At 35.2% G+C, this 20757-nt stretch carries 18 protein-coding genes; 5 read left to right on the forward strand and 13 right to left on the reverse strand.

From position 1 onward, the window contains the following. Window positions 1-18: 18 nt before the first annotated feature. From BM088_RS09980 to BM088_RS09990, 3 genes are all read left to right on the forward strand, one after another. The gene (locus BM088_RS09980; protein ID WP_091983303.1) at window positions 19-1143 is read left to right on the forward strand and encodes a sensor histidine kinase; all 1125 of its coding nucleotides are present in this window, start codon (window positions 19-21) and stop codon (window positions 1141-1143) included. Next, the gene (locus BM088_RS09985) at window positions 1140-1922 is read left to right on the forward strand and encodes a LytR/AlgR family response regulator transcription factor (RefSeq protein ID WP_091983305.1); all 783 of its coding nucleotides are present in this window, start codon (window positions 1140-1142) and stop codon (window positions 1920-1922) included. Before BM088_RS09980 ends, BM088_RS09985 begins: the two co-directional genes overlap by 4 nt. Window positions 1923-2130: 208 nt before the next feature. After that, window positions 2131-2415 carry a hypothetical protein gene (locus BM088_RS09990; RefSeq protein ID WP_091983306.1) on the forward strand — a complete coding sequence of 95 codons (285 nt, stop codon included), beginning with the start codon at window positions 2131-2133 and terminating at the stop codon, window positions 2413-2415. Between the two features lie 159 nt (window positions 2416-2574). On the opposite strand, the gene BM088_RS09995 is transcribed toward BM088_RS09990, so the two are convergent. From BM088_RS09995 to BM088_RS27200, 13 genes are all read right to left on the reverse strand, one after another. Continuing rightward, the gene (locus BM088_RS09995; protein WP_091983308.1) at window positions 2575-3906 is read right to left on the reverse strand and encodes an aspartate aminotransferase family protein; all 1332 of its coding nucleotides are present in this window, start codon (window positions 3904-3906) and stop codon (window positions 2575-2577) included. 203 nt (window positions 3907-4109) lie between these two features. Then, window positions 4110-4814, reverse strand: a complete 705-nt coding sequence (locus BM088_RS10000) for a TorF family putative porin (protein WP_091983309.1) — start codon at window positions 4812-4814, stop codon at window positions 4110-4112. Window positions 4815-4830: 16 nt separating this feature from the next. Then, on the reverse strand, window positions 4831-6048 hold the full coding sequence (locus BM088_RS10005) for a choline transporter (RefSeq protein ID WP_091983311.1): 1218 nt from the start codon (window positions 6046-6048) through the stop codon (window positions 4831-4833). Window positions 6049-6227: 179 nt separating this feature from the next. After that, window positions 6228-7913: a choline dehydrogenase gene (gene betA / locus BM088_RS10010; protein WP_091983312.1), complete on the reverse strand. Its 1686-nt coding sequence runs from the start codon at window positions 7911-7913 to the stop codon at window positions 6228-6230. 98 nt (window positions 7914-8011) lie between these two features. Continuing rightward, a complete protein-coding gene (gene betB, locus BM088_RS10015) occupies window positions 8012-9475 on the reverse strand; it encodes a betaine-aldehyde dehydrogenase (protein WP_091983314.1) in 1464 nt (487 codons plus the stop codon). Continuing rightward, window positions 9466-10071 (reverse strand): transcriptional regulator BetI, encoded by a 606-nt coding sequence (betI, locus tag BM088_RS10020; protein WP_091983315.1) that lies wholly within the window; start codon window positions 10069-10071, stop codon window positions 9466-9468. The genes betB and betI overlap by 10 nt, the downstream gene beginning before the upstream one ends. A gap of 282 nt (window positions 10072-10353) precedes the next feature. Next, window positions 10354-11544 carry an acyltransferase family protein gene (locus BM088_RS10025; protein ID WP_091983317.1) on the reverse strand — a complete coding sequence of 397 codons (1191 nt, stop codon included), beginning with the start codon at window positions 11542-11544 and terminating at the stop codon, window positions 10354-10356. A gap of 198 nt (window positions 11545-11742) precedes the next feature. Continuing rightward, entirely contained in the window at window positions 11743-12501 is a 759-nt protein-coding gene (locus tag BM088_RS10030; protein WP_091983319.1) for a substrate-binding periplasmic protein, read from the reverse strand. 266 nt (window positions 12502-12767) lie between these two features. After that, entirely contained in the window at window positions 12768-15035 is a 2268-nt protein-coding gene (locus BM088_RS10035; protein ID WP_091983320.1) for an aminotransferase class V-fold PLP-dependent enzyme, read from the reverse strand. A 644-nt stretch (window positions 15036-15679) separates the two neighbouring features. After that, the gene (locus BM088_RS10040) at window positions 15680-16537 is read right to left on the reverse strand and encodes a delta-class carbonic anhydrase (RefSeq protein ID WP_091983322.1); all 858 of its coding nucleotides are present in this window, start codon (window positions 16535-16537) and stop codon (window positions 15680-15682) included. Between the two features lie 408 nt (window positions 16538-16945). Beyond that, on the reverse strand, window positions 16946-17680 hold the full coding sequence (locus BM088_RS10045) for a substrate-binding periplasmic protein (protein ID WP_091983323.1): 735 nt from the start codon (window positions 17678-17680) through the stop codon (window positions 16946-16948). 694 nt (window positions 17681-18374) lie between these two features. Beyond that, entirely contained in the window at window positions 18375-18527 is a 153-nt protein-coding gene (locus BM088_RS27195; RefSeq protein WP_177208006.1) for a hypothetical protein, read from the reverse strand. Window positions 18528-18695: 168 nt separating this feature from the next. Further along, window positions 18696-18833 carry a hypothetical protein gene (locus tag BM088_RS27200; protein WP_177208007.1) on the reverse strand — a complete coding sequence of 46 codons (138 nt, stop codon included), beginning with the start codon at window positions 18831-18833 and terminating at the stop codon, window positions 18696-18698. A gap of 309 nt (window positions 18834-19142) precedes the next feature. Between BM088_RS27200 and BM088_RS10050 the strand changes: the two genes are divergently transcribed. Continuing rightward, window positions 19143-20135, forward strand: coding sequence for an SPFH domain-containing protein (locus BM088_RS10050; protein WP_091983324.1), 993 nt, complete (start codon window positions 19143-19145; stop codon window positions 20133-20135). Window positions 20136-20152: 17 nt separating this feature from the next. Beyond that, the gene (locus BM088_RS10055; protein ID WP_091983326.1) at window positions 20153-20620 is read left to right on the forward strand and encodes an NfeD family protein; all 468 of its coding nucleotides are present in this window, start codon (window positions 20153-20155) and stop codon (window positions 20618-20620) included. Window positions 20621-20757: the final 137 nt, after the last annotated feature.

Consider the following 20757-nt stretch of genomic DNA (forward strand, 5'->3'; position numbering starts at 1 on the left):
AAATAAATAAGATATTTAATGGTGAAACAAACAGCGCAATCAAATAGAAGCATGCCATTTTCCTATGCAATGTTATTTTCTGGCGGTATGATTATTTCGATAGTATTTACAATGCAAGCTGTAATTCCTTATCTGTATGCTGGTGTGCTTGAAAAATTTAGTTGGTTATTTGAAGGTTTGCCAATCATTACTCGATACTTTTTATGGGTCGCACTTATCCCTTTAATTTATCATTTTAGTAATTATTTTACATGGCATAATAATCAATCACTTATACGTAATTTATTGCACGTTTTTACTGGTTTAATACTCGGAGCTGTGCATAGCTTTGTTTCTTACTGGTTGTTTATTGGTATCTATCTATTGTTCGATGACATGGATGTCGGTAGTGCAATGTCACATATTTTGGCAAGCATTTATGCGGGAGCTGTTGGGAGTTTTGTTGAGTTATGGGTAATACTCGGCCTCTTTAATGCCATTAACTATTATCAGAAGTTTCAACAACAGGGCATTGTTATGGCCAATCAGGAAAAAGAATTAGCCAATGCCAAACTTACTGCTTTTAGAATGCAATTACATCCCCATTTTTTATTTAATGCTCTTAACTCAGTGATGTCATTAATTGATGTGAATAAACTTAAAGCTAAGGATATGTTAGTTGAATTATCTACTTTAATGCGACGTTTGCTGGAGCAAGATAATCGACATACGGTTACGGTAAAAGATGAATTATCTTTCATACAAAGCTATTTAGAACTGGAAAGGTTAAGGTTTGAAGACCGCTTAGTGATCACCTATCACATTGAACCAGAACAATACTCAGCATTGGTACCTAACTTGATATTACAACCTATTATAGAAAATGCGATTAAACATGGCTTTTCTCAATCAACAGAAAGTTGTGAGATCACGCTGGAAATAAAAAGCCAGCAGTATGAGCTTGTAATACTTATTGAAGACAACGGCATAGAAAGTCCATTTATCCCTAGGCTACCTAATTCAGGAGGTGTTGGCTTAAAGAATGTTTATCAAAGGCTGGAGCAAATGTTTGGAGATGAGTTTAGTTGCTCAACTTATGCGGTGAAACCAAAGGGTTTTGGTGTACAGTTAATTTTCCCATTAATTCGCTCTCATTTCTCATGAAAATTACCACTGTCATTGTTGATGATGAACCGCTGGCAAGACAAAGGATCTGTGGTTTATTAAATGAAATAACAGAGATTGAAATAGTTGAACAGTGTCGAAATGGTAAAGAAGCTATTGAAGTGATTCATTCACTAAAACCTGATTTAGTCTTTCTTGATATTCAAATGCCTGGTATCGATGGCTTTGGTGTATTAGATCAACTTGAAAAGTTGCCTGTAGTCATTTTTGTGACTGCCTATGATCAGTATGCGATGCAAGCATTTGACTATCATGCAATTGATTATTTGTTAAAACCATATAAAGACGCTCGTTTTTACGAAGCACTCAGTTATGCAATTAAACAAATTCAGCTGCAAAATTTATCTGGGATACATCAGAAACTCGAATCACTGCGTTCAGTGAAAAGAGATGAACCAATCGTATTTCAAGGACTAAACTTTGAAATTAAGCATCAGGGGATCACAAGTATTATAAGTTCCAATCAAATAGACTGGATTAATGCGGGTGGGAATTATGTTGAGTTGCATTGTAAAAATAAAATGCACTTATATAGAAGTACTATTTCAACACTGGAGTTTGACTTACAAAAAAATGGGTTTATCAGAATTCATCGCTCGATCTTAATTAGAAAGTCTGCGATTAAACGTGTCAGTTATCTAAATAGCAATAATCAGTATAGATTTACTCTACAAGATGGAGAAAAACTATTGTCTGCCCGTTCATACAAAGAGCGGGTGGTTGAGTTTTTGGAGCTAAACAGTCAGCTGTTATCATAAATAAATGTATTTATAGATATAAATTTAAGCTTATTACCATATGCTAATACGGATATTTTAAATAACAATTATATGGTTTTTAAAAGATAAAAATCATCGACGTTTTTTATTGTTAAAACAAATAAATGCCGTTACAGTGTCCCGATAGTAAAATACACATTAAGGTGAGCATTTTATAGGCTCATTATGTTTCTTCTGGATACTGATTATGAATTTAGATAAATCAACAAAACGTATAGCAAAGAGAGTCAAAAGCGGGTTTCAGGGTTATCCTCAAATTACACTTGCTTATTTTGGTGTATCTGCCGAGTGTGCAACTGAAGTGGCTGTTGGTTTTACTTCAGAACAAGGCGCTGAGGTATTAGAAGAAAGATTTTATAGTAAAGGTGATGCTAAAAAAGATGAAGCGATTCAAACTACATTATTAAAAGTCATCGAGCGAGCAAATGCAAAAACAGTTATAGAAGTTGCGGGTGTTTCAATTATTAAATAATCAGTATGATTAAAAGATAGCACGCGTGTTAAAACCTGTTTTTAACAAAAACTAAGTATAAACACCCATTCATATCAATAAGATAAAATGGGTGTATTTAAAATAGCTTACTACTTGTAAATGCAAACAGTATCAGCTCTTTAATCAGTTAAACCTATCTTAAAGGTCACTGGCATTAATCGCTGCTTCCATTGATTTTTCAGCAACTTGCTCTAACCATTTAAGGTCCATTGTTTGATGTGCTTCGCAAATAAACCAAGGTTCACGTGAATCAGGTTCTAACATTACTCCATTATCAATTAGATTAAGTGCGAATTGTGTATAAAGATCGCTGTTAGTTTGTTTCCAGTCACGGTAGTTTTGTGGAACAGAAGGACCAAAATGTACACCAAACATAGCGTCAGGGCCTGCAAAACAATGTTCAATACCAAACTTTGTAAATACACGAGAAAGTAGGGCTTGAATTGCTTGGCCTGTTAGGTTAATTGTTTCAAGTGCATCCGTTTCTTTAAGTACTGTCAATGTGGCTTTTGCAGCACTTAGTGCAACCATATTTGCAGTGTAAGTGCCGCCATGTGTTACGCCATTTTTATCAAATGAAATGGTATCCATTACATCAGCGCGACCACCAAAACAAGCGACAGGGTAGCCGTTACCAATTGCTTTCGCATAAGTGGTTAAATCAGCATGAATACCATATAAGGATTGTGCGCCGCCTTTGGCAACACGAAAACCTGTTTTTACTTCGTCCATAATAAGCAATGAGCCGTTTGCATCACATATATCACGTAATTTTTGCATATACTCTTGAGTTGAAGCAATTGAACCACAGTTGCCCATGATAGGTTCAATTAAAATAGCTGCGATATCATTGCCATGCTTAGCAAAAACAGCATCAATAGCATCAGAGTCATTAAGTGGCACACTTACTTGGTGCTCGCGGGTGCTTTGCGGGATACCACCACCAAAAGGAATGATATTAGGTACTTCTTGTGCATTTACATCCCAGTTATCAACATCTGACTTCCACATAACTTCATCATGCAGACCATGGAAACCACCTTCTACAACAACAATTTTATTTCGTTTAGTAAAGCCACGCGCTGTGCGCACTGCGCCAATAACCGCTTCAGTTCCTGAATTGGAGAATCTCATTTTATCGATATTAGGACAGAGTGATTTTACTAATTCAACAACATCAGAATCAAGGCCAGTAGAAAAACCTGAAATTGTACCTACACTAGTAATTGCATTAATCACTTCATTGTCAACACGTTCATCACGATAGCCAAGTATAATAGGGCCATAGGCTAATCGAAAGTCTACAAATGTTTGACTATCACAATCGGTGATAGTACAGCCTTTCATGCTGCTTAAAAATACGGTATTTTCTTCACCCCAGTAACGGTAGCTATCAGCAACGCCAAGTGGCATATTGTCAATGGCTCTTTTGAACATGGTGGTACTATTTGGTTTGTGTATCTTAGTCATGGAGGAGCTCTTAATTTTCTTAAATGTTATTTCAATATTAGTTGTAAATTTAATGAATGCGATATTGTAGAAATATGCGCATAATTTAAAAATGGCAAATTAAAAAATAATTTGCCATTAATATCACAAGGAGATTAAAAATAAAAACCGATTAGAGCCGGTTTTTATTTTCTGAATTACCTTGAGGCAGTAAATGATAGTTATTATAAGCTAAAGGTACGAGATACTGATAAAACGATACGAGAGTCAGCAGTGTTTATGTCCATGCTCGTATTTTCAGCAGCTAGGTCAAAATCAAAACCTTTCCAACTTGTCATGTATGCAATACGATAATGATTGTAAGCATCACCACCATCCCATGCCCATTTTTTCTCATCAGATGAAGTTGAACGATCAAAGCTTACCTTAACGCTATGACCAGGTGTAACTTCTACTGTATGAGCAATCATTGCAATATAGTGATTTACGTCTAAACCGAAATAATCCCAGGTATACCAAAAGTTAAACTCGGTATCGCCCATTGAAGAGTTATAAGCAAATTTAGCGTAAGCTTCAGGATAGTTGTAGTCATCTGATGCTGAATCACCATGATAGGTGTAATATGCAATACCTGTATCTAGGCCTACTTTTTCATTCAGTTGAAAATATTGACCGATATAAGTATCCCACTCAATATTAGTATCGTCACTGGCACCAAAATCAACATTAGATGCCCAAGTTCCAACATAAAACCCACTATCATCAGCATAATCTAGGCTTGCCTGTAGTGCAGGATCATTGGTTGTTTGGCTTACACCGTTAAATGTATAATCAGACGCTAAATTAACGGTTGCAGATACAGCCGCTTGTGAAGCTGCAGATGCTGTAAGTAAAGCAGTCGCTGCAATAGCAATGATATTTTTATTCATTATTTTAATACTCATATTAATTAACTAGTTCAATTTTATTAAAGTCTATTTTATTTTCTTTTGGTGAGCACTCTATCTCACTAACCACTTTGAACTTGGTAAATAAAATATAACCAAAACAAGTGAAGAATAACCCTATAACAACAGCACCAACCCATTGGATTTGTAAGAAATCCAGTTTAAATAATAAGGTAAGCAAACTTAGAGCAAACAAGTTACCCAATAAGTATTTTACTTTACCTAATCGTGCCACGCTTAAATTTAGGTTGTCGGTATATAATCGAATCAAGGAATCTAAAGAGTTGATCACAAAAGTTATCCCGACTATCGCCATGGCTAAATTATAGAAACCAGTGGTTTCTAATCCATTCGCGCTGTAGTAATACAAGACTGTAAACCATATTGCGATTGGAATTGATGGGAAAACCAACATCGCTGCCAATACTTGGTAAGTACGAAGGCCACCAACAAAACGTGCTGTAAATTGGCCAATCATAATGCTCCATGCAAACCACCAATATAGGTAAAATTCATGGTAGTCATTTAAAGGTAAGACAAATTCATGGATATTACCAAAGTAACCACCAAGCAGTGCAAATGTGTTTGCAAACTCACCAATACCTGAGTTTTCTGAAAGGAAAGCACCGGCCCACATTAATAAGATTAGCCCAATGAACATCCAGCTGGTTGCTAGGCTTAGTAGGCGCACGTAACGTATGCTAGTACTTGAATAAACAGCTGCTGCAATCACTAAAAATACGATTAAATAGAAACTGCCAATAATCGATTTACCATCACCAAGCTCAGGTACGTACCAAGGCAAGTTGGTTAACAATAAATATGCTGTAAAGGCACAAGTGCCAATAATAACAACGTTATTAATTAGCTTGATCAGCGGAAGCTCAAAAAAGCGCACTCTTGGTTCAATAACACAGAAATAAAAACAGGTTAGAAAGTAAAAACCCCAAATGAGAAATGCCCAAAAACCAAACTCAATAGATAATGGGTTAGTAAATGCATATTCAGGACTGGTTGCAAGGTCGGCATAACCCGCAAACTCAGTGAGAGGGAACATAATAAGGCCTACATCAAGGCCTGAAGTAAACAAAATAGCAATAAAGGTAAATGTTTTAACTGGCGTTACGCCAACACAGCGAATATTTCCCCAGCGGTATAAAACAAATGCGATGGCTGCAAAGGTAAATAAGATACCAGCAGATAACCAAGCGGTCATAGCAGCCTCCTTTTTATAATTTTAATGGGTGTAAACACGTATTACTCCTGTTTCTTTTTATAATTAGAGTATTTTTAATTATTAGGTTAAACCCTAAATATTAACTTTTGTAATTATGACTCTTGTTATAATAGTCATGATTGCGAAAATTAATGTCTTAAAAATACCCACGAATGAATTTAGTCTGTTTTTCTATTTGGCTTATTTGTACGTTGTTGCTGCTGCCAATCAGGTGCAAGCGTTACTGGGGCTGTGGATGGTGGTAAAGTATCTCGTCCGCGAATTAAATCGGCAGCACGCTCTGCAACCATTATTGTAGGTGCATTAAGATTTCCGTTTGGAATAGTAGTAAATATTGATGAATCAACTACTCTTAATCCTTCAATACCATGGACTTTAGTTTCAGGGTCAACAACTGCTAGTTTATCCGTGCCCATTTTACATGAACAGGATGGGTGGTAAGCACTTTCAACAAATTGGCGAACAAAGGTATCAATCTCTTCATCAGTTTGAACATGTATTCCTGGTTGAATTTCTTCACCGCGGTATTCGTCTAGCGCTGATTGATGAATAATTTCTCGCGTTAAGCGCACACAGGCACGAAAGCCTTCACGGTCTTCTTCATGCTCAAGATAATTAAAACGGATTTGAGGATGCGCTTTAGGATCAGCAGATACCGCTTTTATAAATCCACGACTCTTAGGTTTATTGTGTCCGATATGTACTTGAAATCCGTGACCAGCAAATGCTTCTTTACCATCATATCTCATTGCTGCTGGTAAAAAGTGATATTGCAAATCGGGCCATTGGACATTTGTTTTAGAGCGAATAAAACCACAAGACTCAAAATGATTGGTCGAACCTAAGCCTTTTTTGGTCAAGATCCAACGGGTGCCTATCAGGAACTTACTCCATAAACCTAACTTACCATTAAGGGATATTGGTTTTTTACATTTAAATTGAAAATAAAACTCTAGATGATCTTGTAAATTTTCACCTACACCAGGTAAATCATGTTTCACTTCAATATTGGCATCATCAAGTACTGATTTTGGGCCAATTCCAGAAAGCTGCAAAATATGCGGGGAGCCAATGGGACCTGCTGATAAAATGACTTCTTTATTAACTGTTACGTCAATAACTTTGCCTTTACGCTCATATCGTACACCAACAGTCTTTTTGCCTTCTAATAAAACTTTATGTACCAACGCATGGGTGATCACAGTTAAGTTTTTACGTGCCATAGCCGGGCGTAAATATGCATTCGATGTTGAGCTGCGCACACCATTTTTTATTGTCATGTGCATTGGGCCAAAGCCTTCTTGCTGGGCACCATTGTAATCTTTGGTTTCTAAGTAACCGGCCTGAACACCCGCATCAACAAATGCTTTATAGAGTGGGTTTTGCATTTGATTGCCATTATTTACACCTAAAGGCCCACTTTCACCTCGATATTCATCAGCATTAAATGCCCAAGTTTCGGCTTTTTTGAAATATGGTAGACAATGTGCGTAATCCCAGTTTGTTGCACCATGCTCTTGCCATTCATCAAAATCTTTAGCATGACCGCGAACATAAACCATGCCATTAATTGATGAAGAACCCCCTAACACTTTACCGCGAGGGCAGTGCATACGGCGATTATCAAGGTGTGGTTCAGCTTGTGTTTCAAACTGCCAGGCATATTTTTTTGTATTCATTGGAATAGATAATGCCGTTGGCATTTGAATAAAAATGCTTTTATCACTACCACCAGTTTCAAGCAGTAATACTTGATTATTACTATCTTCAGTTAGGCGGTTTGCTAATACACAGCCAGCAGAGCCTGCTCCAACAATAATGTAATCAAATTTTTCTTTTATCATGTAAAACTCGTATTTACTACTTTAGTGACCAAAACGCCTGTTTTGGTAATTATTAAATCTTTAACGATTGAGAACTAGCTGTTGAAAAAGAGCCCCATTTAAAAAGGGCTTTCCAAAGGTTGTAACCCAACATACACAGCTTTAAGTTGAGTATAGTGGTTAAGTGTCGCAAGGCCATTTTCACGACCAATTCCAGATTGTTTGTAACCACCAACTGGCATTTGTGCCGGTGATAAACCATAGCTATTAATCCAACAAATTCCCGCTTCCATTTGATGAATAACTCTATGGGCACGACTTATATCCTGAGTAAAGACAGCCGCTGCCAGTCCAAACTCTGTTGCATTAGCGCGGGTAATGACTTCGTCTTCATCTTCGAATGTGAGAAGACTCATTACTGGACCAAATATTTCTTCACGGCAAATGGTCATTTCATCTGTGCAGTCTGTGAAGATAGTGGGGGCTATAAAATAGCCATCTAGGGCATTTTTAGGTGCAAGTGCTGTTCCGCCATAAAGTAGCTTTGCGCCTTCCTTAATACCAACCTTGATATAATCTAATACTAAATCGAAGTGCTTTGAAGAAATAAGCGCACCAAAATTAGTTTCAGGATCCATTGGGTCGCCAACAATAATATTTTGACTTGTTCGTTGGATAAGCTTTTCAATAAATTTTGGGTAAACTGATTTTTGAATGAATATACGGGTTCCGTTGGTACAAATTTCACCTTGGGTATAAAAATTACCTAACATAGCAGCAGAAACTGCATTGTCGATATCCGCATCATCAAAAATAATCAGTGGTGATTTTCCGCCAAGCTCCATAGTGACATCTTTCAGTGAACTGGCGGCTGCAGCCATCACTTTTTTGCCTGTGCCTACTTCACCGGTAAAAGATATTTTTGCAATTTCAGGGTGGCGGGTTAACCAAGAACCAACATCACCAGCCCCTTGAACAACATTAAATACCCCATTTGGAATACCAGCTTCAGTGAAAATTTCTGCAAGTTTTAATGCACCTAGAGGTGTTTCTTCTGATGGCTTAAAAATCATCACATTACCGCAAGCAAGTGCGGGAGCAGACTTCCAGCAAGCGATTTGTAAAGGGTAGTTCCAAGCACCAATACCTGCACAAATACCAAGTGGTTCACGACGAGTGTAATAAAAATCACCATCAACTGGCTGCTGATTTCCTTCAATACCAGGAGCAAGTCCAGCAAAAAACTCGATAGAATCAGCCCCTGAATGTACATCAACTACAGAAGCTTCTTGCCATGGTTTACCTGTATCTAATACTTCAATTTCTGCGAGTTCATCATTACGCTCCCGTAATAAGTTTACTGCTTTGTGTAAAATACGGCTGCGTTCAATCGCACTCATTGCTGACCAAATAGCAAACCCTTGTTTTGCACTTGTTATTGCGTGTTCTTTAATTTTTTCATCTGCAGTTTCAACTTGATAGATTACTTTCCCTGTTGCAGGATTAATCACATCAAATGTTTCGCCACTGGCGTTTGCCAAATAGTCGCCATTGACATAGTTTTTATAGCGTTTTAATGACATGTAATATCTCCGTACTGCTTGATTAGATCATCTATAAAATTTTTACATAATTGCTCGGCTTGCTTAAACTCTTCTGCAGGCATTGGGCTCAAAGCACTGCGCAACCAGAAACCATCAATCATTGCCGCGGCTTGTTTAGATGCTATTTTTGCTAAATCATCCGCGAGGATCTGACGAAAAGAGAAAAGTAAATTGCTGTATAAGCGTTTGCTATTGATATGCTGCAATCTGGCTAAGCCGGGATCGTGCATAGACTGAGCCCAGAAGCTAAGCCATGTTTTTGTTGCGGGTAAAGAACGTTGTAGTTGGGTGAAATTAGCTTCGATAACCATTTTTAGTCTATCAGATGCTGTGAGAGGATATTGAGTCACACGCTCTAATAAAGCGAGCTTTAGTTGATCAAGAAGGTATTGCACCGTAGCCTCGATTAATCCCTGCTTTCCACCAAAATAGTGACTAATAATACCAGACGATAAACCCGCTATTTTACTAATGGTAATGATAGTGGTTTTTTGTAATCCATACTGCGCCACAGACTCTAATGTCGCATTAATTAGCTGTTGCTTTCGCAGAGGTTTCATTCCGACTTTTGGCACTGATTACCTTAATTATTTTTAATTGAACGTTCAATCAATAATAATTTTACTGGTTTGAGCGTAAATTTTCAACTAGCCTTACCCGTTTTAATAGCTACACTATAGAATTAGTTTCTACTTACTAATTTTAAGTCAGGAAATTAATAAATATAAGTTTTTAGGTTTTAAAACTTTAAATTGATGAAAGTTATGAAATAAAGACGGTTATTATTAACATTTATAACCTTGCTTTTAAAAGCCAATATATTGATAATTTTTTACTTCTATTTTTTCGTGTATTTATTATTTGTCGGCTGTTAATAATAACTTAATGTTTTTTTGTATTGGTAAGTAACGAAATGGTAATTCTATATATCGATGAGAATATATTGCGGATATTAGGGTAAGAGTCATAAAGGTTACGATATAAAAACCTGTTTGAGTAATAGAAAGTGATTTAATTAACCAAGCGTCTTTTAATATGGGTAATACGAACCAAAAAACCATAAACCAAACACCATGCATTAAATATATAGAATATGAAATCCGACCTAAATACTGTGGGATTGGCTTAGACAATAGGCATAAAATAACTTGTCGATTGAATGCAGCACAAAGCACTAATGTAAAAAATAGAGGGATGGCGAGTAAATCATTTAATCGCAAATGAAATATAGCAAGTAAAGCTAATAAAGTTATTATAAAAGTTTTGTCTTGTTGAAATATATTTTTTGCTAAATTCAGCTTAAAGACCTGATAACTCGTTACACCTAAGGAAAATTCGAAAAAACATCTTAAAAAACCAAAATCAAAAGTAATATCCAGATTATTTTTTTGATGAAAATAGACTAAACATGTTAAACAGAAAAATGAAACCGCAGCGATAATTACTGAGTGTTTCTTATTATTGGCTACATAATATAATAATCCAATTCCAAATATGTAGGCCCACCATTCAGCACCAATAGACCAAGAAACGATATTCCAAGATAGATAGGTATGTTGATTCATCGCATTAGTTAAGAAAATATTACTAAGTAGTGCTTGCCAGTCAAAGTATAGATTCCAGCTGTCATCTATCGCAATGGGTATGAAATTCGATATGACAATGACAAACCCTACTAGGATCATTATGGTAAATAAATGCAATGGATATATTCGAAAGAACCTCGCAAGAAGGTACTTTATAATATGACTTGTTTGAAAATTGCCACTGAATTGTTCTCCATATATATGACAAATAATAAAACCGCTTAATATGAAAAAGAAGTCGACCCATAGATAGCCTTGGCTGATAAGTCCTGACCAATCATGAGGGAGTATAGAACCTAATTCTCGATAAAAAATAATGACATCCATGTGAAACAGTACGACCCACAATGCTGCAATACCACGAAGGGCTGTGAGAGCGCCAAGATATTGATTAGTCTTATATGTTTCATTTTTATTTAGAAGCTTTTTTGCTCCTAAGCTATCCTTAGAGGGAACTGTCATTTTGATTTTAAATTTAGTGACTTCTCATATTTTTATTATTCATTAAAGTAATAAGGAGAGATAGATGTGTGCAAACGTATTCATCAAGTTTGGTTTAACGACAAAAAGAGGGGAGAGAAGTTGTTTCCCTAAGTTTTTTTGTTGTCCACTAATGTGCACAATGTGGCATTTATAATTGCTCTTCCAGTCTTTATATTATTATTTCCCTTGTATCTTATTAAGTGCATTTTGCAGCTTTAAAATTGTTGATTTAGGTGTATCTAAACTCATGGCCATACAGGTTTGCCTTTCTTCGTTAGATAAAATTGAAAATACTTTTTTTAATTTTGAAATTGGCAATCCAACTTGTTGCATTCTTAAAGCTAAAGGTTCCTCTTCTTGAATAATTAAATCGACTCTTCCTTTAAATAATTTTCGAATATTGGCGAGTTCATCGGTTGCAATATCTATATTTATATTAGTTTCAAACCCTTGTGATATTAGATAATCATATGTCACACCACTGCCTACCGCCCCCAAATGGTACGATTTTAGATCTTCTAACTTATTTATTTTAATATCATTTCGATTCTTTAAACTGTAAATACTGACCCCTTGTGTTGAGATTAATGGACATATCCATTGAAAGTCAGGTTCTCGGCTATCAATTTTAAAAATGGTATAAATTAATGTGTTCTTATTGTTTTTAGATAAGTTATACGCACGATTCCAGCCATATACTTTTATTTGGTAATCAAAACCAGCTTCTTTCATTACTTTTTTAAGTACTTTTGTAGAAATCCCAACAACTTGATTATTCTTGTTTATATAGTTAAAAGGCGGCCAAGGTTCAGTTACCACTAAAATAGAATTATTTTTAACAGCATGTTCGGTTGATGCAAATGAATTAGGAAATGTAGAAAAGAGGCTATATATACTTATTAAAGAGATTAGTATGATGCGTAAAATTATGCTCATAGCAGTCTGTTTTTAATTTCAGAAATAATATTTAATTATGGGTACTATTAGTTTAAAAATCCAATTAAGCGTTAAGATTATGTGTTAAAGCTTGGCTTAATGACTCTAGCTAGTTTGAAATAATAAAACATATATATTTTAAAGTTTGTGAGGTTCTTTTTATTTCTATTAAATGTTTAGACGCCGGAGATAGAAATTAAAATAAGCACAGCCACCAATGTTTGAGTTTTGATGGCTGTGCTTATTTATTCGTTATATTTAGAACCTTAATTGTTCAACGCATAACCACCTTTTAAATGACCAACATTTTTATAACCTAAACGTGCTAAAGCTTGTGCTGCAATATGAGAGCGGCTACCGCTGCGGCACACTAAAACTAACGGCTCAGATTTATCTTGATGTGCACTAATAAAGTCAACTAAACGTGTTAGTGGTACGTTTAAACCAAACTGCTGATCATGGCCTAATACATATTCATGTGGTTCTCTAATATCAATTAAAGTCATGTCACTAGATTGCGACATGGCATCAGACAAAGTTTGTGAATTATAGTCAGTTACCTTCTTTTTATTACATGACTTTATAAAAGCACCACACATGATTTCGCTACCAACTTCATCATTAATGTTCTTATCTAAACCCACTTTTTGTGCTACGAAATCTGTCACTGGAATATCATTATTGATAACTTGCGCCAATAAAGTATTGCGGTCCATTTCAGCGGAAATTGTGGTTACAAACTCATTGTTGTAATCATGACTTGCGCACAATAAGCTTTCATTTCCTATTATATTATGAAGTAGTTGTATACTGTGGTGCATATGTTCTGAGCTACTTGTTGCAAAGTTAGTACGGCCTAAGCTGCCCATTAAAATCATATCGCCACAAAAAACGTAATCAATTTTAAGTTCAGTATCGGCTTCTGAGCATAAAATTAAACTAATACTGTCATCGGTATGACCAGGTGTTGCTACTTTCACTAAGTATTTTTCACCCACTTTGATCATTGGATAACGATGGCCATTCAATACTTTATAATTACATGAAATAGGCCAACCTAATGGATCAGTTTCTTGTATTGGTGTTAATTTATCAGCTAATCGACCCCGATCAGATACATGATCTGCATGTCCATGCGTATCTATTACAGCTGTTAAAGTTAAGTTTTGGCAATTTAATATAGTCGATAATCGCTCGGTAATTTCAGCTAAAGGATCAATAATAATTGCTGATTTACTGGTTTGATCTACATATAGCCAAGTACAGCTACCCCCGACTTTAAATTGCACCAAACCGTTAAGGTTTTCTTTAGGGCTTATTTGGTTAGAATCAAAGGTTAAACAGCTACGGCCAAGAGCTTTCGCTGACTGAATGATACGCTCACAGGCTGTATCAATTTGTATTTGTGTCATGGCAGGCCCAAAAGACATGCGAATTGCTGATTCACTTTGCCATGCAGGTAAGCCCATAGCATCTAATACAAAGCTTCGGGTGACTTTGGAGCTACAAGCAGAGCCAGAACTTACACGAATGTTAGCAGCATCAAATAAATCCATCATTTCTTTAGAGCTAAACCCTGGTATCGCAAAGTTTAACGTTGTTGGTACGCTGTTCTTGAAACTGTGATTAAATACGACTTCAGGGAAAGATTTTTTTAGCGCAGAAGCTAGCTGTTCTCTAAATTTATGTAGCTGAACCACATCAGTAAATGATTCATCATTATTTGATAACAGCATATCAAAAATGATATTAAGTGCAGCTAATCCGGGTAAGTTTTCAGTACCAGAGCGCAAACCACCTTCCTGACCACCACCAGCAATAAAAGGCGTAAAAGGGGCATTTTCACGTATATAAACAAACCCTATGCCTTTAGGGCCATATAATTTATGGCCACTGAATGGAGCGTAATCAATACTTGTATTAGCTAATTCTAAAGTTGTTTTACCTAGCGCCTGAACACAATCAACCATCCAATATACGTTAGTATTATGCTTACGAATTACTTGTTCTAAGTGTGATAAATTTTGAAATACACCCGTTTCGTTGTTAACCGCCATAGTACAAATCATTAAGGCATTAGGGACTTCATTAGCGATAAATTCTAAATCAAGATCGCCGTCACGATTAACTGGAATTGCTTTTATTTGTGCATTTATTTCTAGAATGGTATTCCAATGTTTTAATGATTCAGGTACGGCTTTATGTTCAGTAGCACCATATAAAATAGTATATGTTTTGCCAGTTTCCATTTGTGATTTTGCGCTATAAAGAGCAGATAATATACCTGTTTGAATACCCTCAGTTGCGCCACTGGTAAAAATAACAGACCCATTACCTGAGCCTAAAACTTTTTGTGCTTTTTCTCGGGCGTTATCCATGATTTGTTTGGCTTGTAGCCCTGAAATATGACTACTACTTGGATTACCGAACATCGTTTCCATCGTTGCCAGTGCGGCGGCGGCAGCTTTTGGCAATACTGGTGTAGTTGCGTTTGCATCGAGATAAATTTGGCTTAAAGAATTTTGTGTATTCATATACGGGCTCTTTATATTTAACAAATCAAATATAACTAAATGATATAAGTAATTTCATATTATTATATTAACAAGATAACATAACGATTCAAGCTTTAATTTTTGATTAAAATAAGTGCAACTCAAACAAGTCATATAAAACAATCGTATAGCGGATAAGATATAAAAATAAAAATGAATGAATTTTAGACTTCAAGTTTTAGGAGTTTGTTAGTAGGTATTTTCTGGTGTGCTTTAGGCTTATACTTTGCTACATATTGGATTTTATTTGGGTAAACTAAATCGATTTACAATGTTATTGAGTGCTAAATCTATATTGGTAACTGTTTTATATTTTTTCAATGAATTGTTTTGATCATGCTATTTTTTAGTTTTTAGTTGTGGGCATGACGATTACACCCAAAATTACTTAATAGGTTGGCAGAAAAAGGATCAGAGTTTGCTCATACTCGATTAAAAATATTTAGTTAGCTATATAGAGTGAGTTCTGGAAATAAATATCTTTATATTTTATAAGTTTAACAAGTTGAACGGCTTTTAACTTTTGAGCACCACTTTTCTCAGGGTAAGGGCGATACGTGCTGCTGGGTAAGTAATGCGTTAACTAAAAAGGCTCCAAACTATATTATTTGGAGCCAATTGAATTATTTTATTATCTTTGAAAGTAGATCAGGGTTAATCACTAGGTTTCTGACACCATGTGCATGGTCTTCTTTAAATACATTAGCTTTAAACCATTCATCAACTGTATTAATGTCAACTTTTGCCACTTTAGGTCGTACGCTCCATGATACTTGTAAAGGAGATGCCTTTTCGTTGTAACTAGGGCCGGTCGTTGAACCTGTATATTGAACTGCAGTTCCTGTATTGCTTGGAATGTTTAAAGCTTGATGTACATTGTTTTTTAGATTATGTGCTGTTAACTTTGTGAAATCGAGTGCACTTTTATCATTTACTAAAACAAACACTTGAGTTTCAACACGTAACTGAGGATTCATGATTGAATCACTTAAACATGAACCTAGTGTAGGGCCTGGTTTTACCTGGGCTGATGAATGTACATAATGCACTTCAATCGTATCCCCAGGGTAAAGGCTTCCATGTTTACTCTCGCCAATTTTCTTGTCTATTTTGGTTAATTCGGCAGTACTTAATTGACCTGAATATTTATAACCTGATTGATATCCATGACCATCTCCGTTGCCCGCATATTTAGTAAACTCTCCACCTTTATGCTCAGCATTTTTATGAAAGTGAATATTACATAAGTTCATTTTTGTATAAGCGGGAGCAGCACTGAATATACGTTTGTTATTACCTTCAACTGAGTCGATATCTCGTGGAGATTGCGGGCCAAAGCCTTTACCATCTGTATTTTTTGCAAGCTCGACTCGCTGTTTTTCGATAACCTGATCTGAAACGTTTGAATGACTGTTTCCAGCAATAGCGGTAACTGGTAATAGCGTCGATGTTGCTAACAAGGTAAGAACAATGTTCTTCATAGTTTAACTCTCATATTATAATTTAACTTTCACATTATAGGCGGACCTAAAATACTTAGTTATGTTGATGTCTAATATTTTAGGGTACTAATAACTCACTAAAAGCATTTTTCATAAATAAAACGAGTTCATTGGTGAATTTGATTACTCGAAAACTTTTCAATATAAAGGCGTTTATATTAAACCAACAATGCTCTTATTTGCATTTTAGCCAGGGTTAAATTAACTGAATTTTAATGTGTTATCAATGATAGACTGTTAAATACATCAGAGAAAAAACAAAAAAACAGTGGAAGTAAACTTGGGTTAAAAGGCAAATGAAATAAGAGTAAAATATAACTAAATATAATGTAAATGAGTTTTTATTTTGCGTATTTTATAAGGGAAGGAATAAAAATATTTTAAAACTTATTGAGAAACACGTTTAAGGTTTGCAAAAATAAATTTTATTTTGGTTAAACAAGGATTATTCATTGATGTAACTAAATAAATAGCTTCAGAATTTAACTTAAGTGGATGAATTTTAAATTTGTCTTTTAACTTATGCTGACTCAGGTAAGTTTCCACCGCAGTTCTAGGGAGTAGCCCAAAATCGGTATGTTGTTTTAATATCATGCCATAAATTTGTTCGTGATGAACAATATGTTCTGTTTTAATATGGGATTTAATTGCTGCAAATTTCTTTCCTGTTGCCATACCAAATGGGTAAGAAACCTCTTTATTGTAGAGTTCTTCAATACGTGTAACGTCAAGGATGTCATTTAATGAAAATAATACCAGCTCTGAGTTTGCAAGTGGTTTTGAAAAGTACCATGTTTTTGCTCTTTGTGGGGTGTGAAATGCGCCTAAAATAATATCTACTTTGCCCTTGTTCAGTTGTAGCTCAGCTCGCTTCCAGGGAAGATCTGACCAATGACTTAGAGAAATACTTTTGTCTTCTATTGCATCTTTAAGTGAATTTATCAATAACCCCTGATAATACTTGTTACCTTCCTGAACATAAGAATAAGGAAACCATGATTGTGCGCCTGCGATAACTAAATGATCACATTGCATACCTTCGCTTGCATAACTGCTTGATTGAGAAGTTAAAGTTGAAATAATGACAAGTAAAAACGAAAGTGAATAAATGGATTTGAGCAAATTCCCGCCTTAACACTTCTTATAACAATAGTATTGTTGTGATATTGCTAAAAAAGCTTACTTTACGAATGAAGCAATTATACCCCTAAAACTCAATAAATGGCGAAACTTCTAAACTTTTGGATCTCATATCAAAATATTAACCTTTTATAGGTTTGTGGGTGAGTATATTGGAAATGGGTAATGTAATAAAAATTAAGAAATATAGCACTCATATTGACGGTATATTGTATGCAATGTGTTTTGTATTAGTGCCTTTATTAGGTGCTAATCATAAATTTAATACATAAAGGATTTAAATATGAAACTTGCATTGAACAAAAAAATTAAAAAACTTATCTAGAGATAGTGCTATTTTAACACAAGAAATAACTGTTCATATTGCAGGTGCTGGACCTAAAACGGTCAGAGCTTGTAATAGTGATAGTTGTGACAATAGTCGAAATTGTACAGGATTAGAAGTGTGTTGAGATCATACAACGCCTGATATGGCAACATGCAAGTGTGTTGATATGTTCAATTTTATAATGCAGCTTTAGGTTATTGTATTGTTAATGTTTGGCTGCCTTTTCTGGAAGTGTGTATGAAACTTGTGATAAGGGTAATATTAATTCGGTATTAAATTATTAAACTTTGAAATTTATATCAAAATAGTTCATATGAAATTAAATATCAAAGTTCAATTGTTTTGTTTCTAAACAACGTTATTGTAATCTGTATCAGGTGCACCTGAACCTGTTGAGCTTGTATTTGTCCCTCCAGCTATCATAGGTGTCATCGCCTCTGGCAATGCTTTTTTATCTTGAGAGAGGTTTTTAATTTTCTTTTTTTGTAATCTAAGTTTCATTCCATATCCTTATTTATCGTTAAACCAGCAGTATAAAATAATAAATCAGGTATTAAATATTTGTAGCTAATTTCAAGATAATGTTAGTTAAATACCAGACAAACTTGTATTCATTATGTGGATATACGAAATAATAAAGCCCATTTTCATAGGCTTTATATTTTTAGTTTATTTTTGAATATCAAAAGTACAGCAAAGTTCAGGTGAACTAGCGCCACCACCAACCATAGGTGTCATCGCTTCTGGTAATGATTTTTTATCTTGAGAAAGGTTTTTAATTTTCTTTTTATTTAACTTAAATTTCATTTCACTGCCTTATATATTTATGTTTAAAACAGTTAATATCATATCGTAAATATTGACTAGTTCTAGGTGGTTTTAAGACAGAACCATCTAATAATCAGCCATAAACAATTCATTTTTTTGTTATTTTTTTTCGTTATGGAGCTATAAACATTGGATCCAAGATTAAAGCCGAGAGCTTAACTTTTTTGAATTGGATTATTACTTATCAGTCATAAATTGATAAAAGAAAGGAAGGATTATTCAATAGACCTTGTTAGTATTTATGTTAACCTGCCCACATTAATAAAAAATTAATAGGAAGAAAAACAAATGGATGTTTTTATACCGCTTATTGGAAGTCCTCTTTTATGGGTGACAATTGTTGTTTTATATACGCTTAAAAAAGGTATTTATTTTGTGCCACAAAATAGAGGTTATGTCATTTATACTTTAGGTAAATATGATAAAACTTTGTCAGCAGGTTTGAATTTCATTATCCCATTTATGCAATCAGTTGCAGCAGATAGAAACCTAAAAGAGCAATCATTGGATATTTCATCTCAAGCAGCTATTACAAAAGATAATATAACGTTGGAGTTAGACGGTATTTTATTTATGAAAGTGACAGATGCGGCAGCTGCAACAAATAATATAACTGATTATAAATTATCGGTTACACAACTTGCGATGACAACAATGCGTAATGCAATTGGTTCTATGGAGCTTGATGAATGTTTTCAATCAAGAGATGCAATCAATGCCACCATTTTATCTGCAATGACGGAAGCGACAGCGCCTTGGGGTGTGATGGTAACACGTTATGAGATTAGAGATATTAGCCCACCGCAAAGTATTCGTGAAGATATGGAAAAACAAATGACTGCAGAGCGTGAAAAACGTTCGGTTATTCTAACTGCTGAAGGTGTTAAAACTGCCGCAATTACAGAAGCCGAAGGTTTAAAAGCGGCGAGGGTACTTGATGCCGAGGCGTCAAAGGCTGAGCAGGTTTTAAATGCAGAAGCTGAAAAAGAAAAGCAAATTCTAGAAGCCACAGGTAAAGCAGAAGCGATTCGTTTAGTGGCACAAGCAGAAGCCGGTGCATTAACAACTGTTGGTGAAGTTGCCGCAACTGATAGTGGTAAAGCTGCTGTTACACTTACATTAGCTCAAGATACAATTGCAGCCCACCAAGCAATTGCAGCGCAAAGTACCGTGGTATTAACAGACGGTAAAACGGGTGATAATGTGGCTAATACTGTTGCCAAAGCAATTGCAGTTTCAAGTTCATTAAAGCTACCAAGCTCTGATATATCTGAAATTTAATTTTTAAGGATTATATTATGGATATCATTCACTATTTCACCCAGCATCATGCTCAGTTATTTTATTTAATAGCAGGAGTGAGTTTTACAGTTGAATTAGCTGTACTAGGCTTTAGCGGTCCATTATTATTTTTTGCAATTGCCAGTGTTTTTACAGGCATTTTAATACATTTAGGCATCATTTCAGGTTGGGAAAGTGAAATTTTAACTGTGGGACTCTTAACTGGGATCATTACATTATTATTATGGAAGCCATTTAAACGTTTTCAAAACGCCGGTGGGGGTCCTGATACTAGTAGTGATATGATAGGTAAACAAGTACCTAGTGCAACACAAATCACACATGTAAAAGGCCATATTCGTTTTTCAGGCGTTGATTGGAGTGCGCGATTAGCTGCTGATTGCCAAGTAAATATAATTGAAATTGATACGCAATGTATCATTACAGGTGTTGACGGCAACATTATGTTAGTGAAACCTGTGTAAATCTTAGAGGGAACTTTATTCCCTCTTTTATCCCCCCCGACATTTATTCATTCAATATAAATTTTTAACAGTGAAATGACTGATTTATTAATTGTAAACTGATCTTTATCACAGCTTTTTCTTCCCTTCATTTTCTT

The sequence above is a fragment of the Pseudoalteromonas denitrificans DSM 6059 genome, assembly GCF_900112265.1.
Classification (GTDB): Bacteria; Pseudomonadota; Gammaproteobacteria; order Enterobacterales; family Alteromonadaceae; genus Pseudoalteromonas; species Pseudoalteromonas denitrificans.

Excerpts from the sequence above, each read along its gene's own strand:
- BM088_RS09980 (WP_091983303.1), top strand. The coding sequence starts at position 19 with ATGGTGAAACAAACAGCGCAATCAAATAGAAGCATGCCATTTTCCTAT.
- BM088_RS09985 (WP_091983305.1), top strand. The coding sequence starts at position 1,140 with ATGAAAATTACCACTGTCATTGTTGATGATGAACCGCTGGCAAGACAA.
- BM088_RS09990 (WP_091983306.1), top strand. The coding sequence starts at position 2,131 with ATGAATTTAGATAAATCAACAAAACGTATAGCAAAGAGAGTCAAAAGC.
- BM088_RS09995 (WP_091983308.1), bottom strand. The coding sequence starts at position 3,906 with ATGACTAAGATACACAAACCAAATAGTACCACCATGTTCAAAAGAGCC.
- BM088_RS10000 (WP_091983309.1), bottom strand. The coding sequence starts at position 4,814 with ATGAATAAAAATATCATTGCTATTGCAGCGACTGCTTTACTTACAGCA.
- BM088_RS10005 (WP_091983311.1), bottom strand. The coding sequence starts at position 6,048 with ATGACCGCTTGGTTATCTGCTGGTATCTTATTTACCTTTGCAGCCATC.
- betA (WP_091983312.1), bottom strand. The coding sequence starts at position 7,913 with ATGATAAAAGAAAAATTTGATTACATTATTGTTGGAGCAGGCTCTGCT.
- betB (WP_091983314.1), bottom strand. The coding sequence starts at position 9,475 with ATGTCATTAAAACGCTATAAAAACTATGTCAATGGCGACTATTTGGCA.
- BM088_RS10025 (WP_091983317.1), bottom strand. The coding sequence starts at position 11,544 with ATGACAGTTCCCTCTAAGGATAGCTTAGGAGCAAAAAAGCTTCTAAAT.
- BM088_RS10030 (WP_091983319.1), bottom strand. The coding sequence starts at position 12,501 with ATGAGCATAATTTTACGCATCATACTAATCTCTTTAATAAGTATATAT.
- BM088_RS10035 (WP_091983320.1), bottom strand. The coding sequence starts at position 15,035 with ATGAATACACAAAATTCTTTAAGCCAAATTTATCTCGATGCAAACGCA.
- BM088_RS10040 (WP_091983322.1), bottom strand. The coding sequence starts at position 16,537 with ATGAAGAACATTGTTCTTACCTTGTTAGCAACATCGACGCTATTACCA.
- BM088_RS27195 (WP_177208006.1), bottom strand. The coding sequence starts at position 18,527 with ATGAAACTTAGATTACAAAAAAAGAAAATTAAAAACCTCTCTCAAGAT.
- BM088_RS27200 (WP_177208007.1), bottom strand. The coding sequence starts at position 18,833 with ATGAAATTTAAGTTAAATAAAAAGAAAATTAAAAACCTTTCTCAAGAT.
- BM088_RS10050 (WP_091983324.1), top strand. The coding sequence starts at position 19,143 with ATGGATGTTTTTATACCGCTTATTGGAAGTCCTCTTTTATGGGTGACA.
- BM088_RS10055 (WP_091983326.1), top strand. The coding sequence starts at position 20,153 with ATGGATATCATTCACTATTTCACCCAGCATCATGCTCAGTTATTTTAT.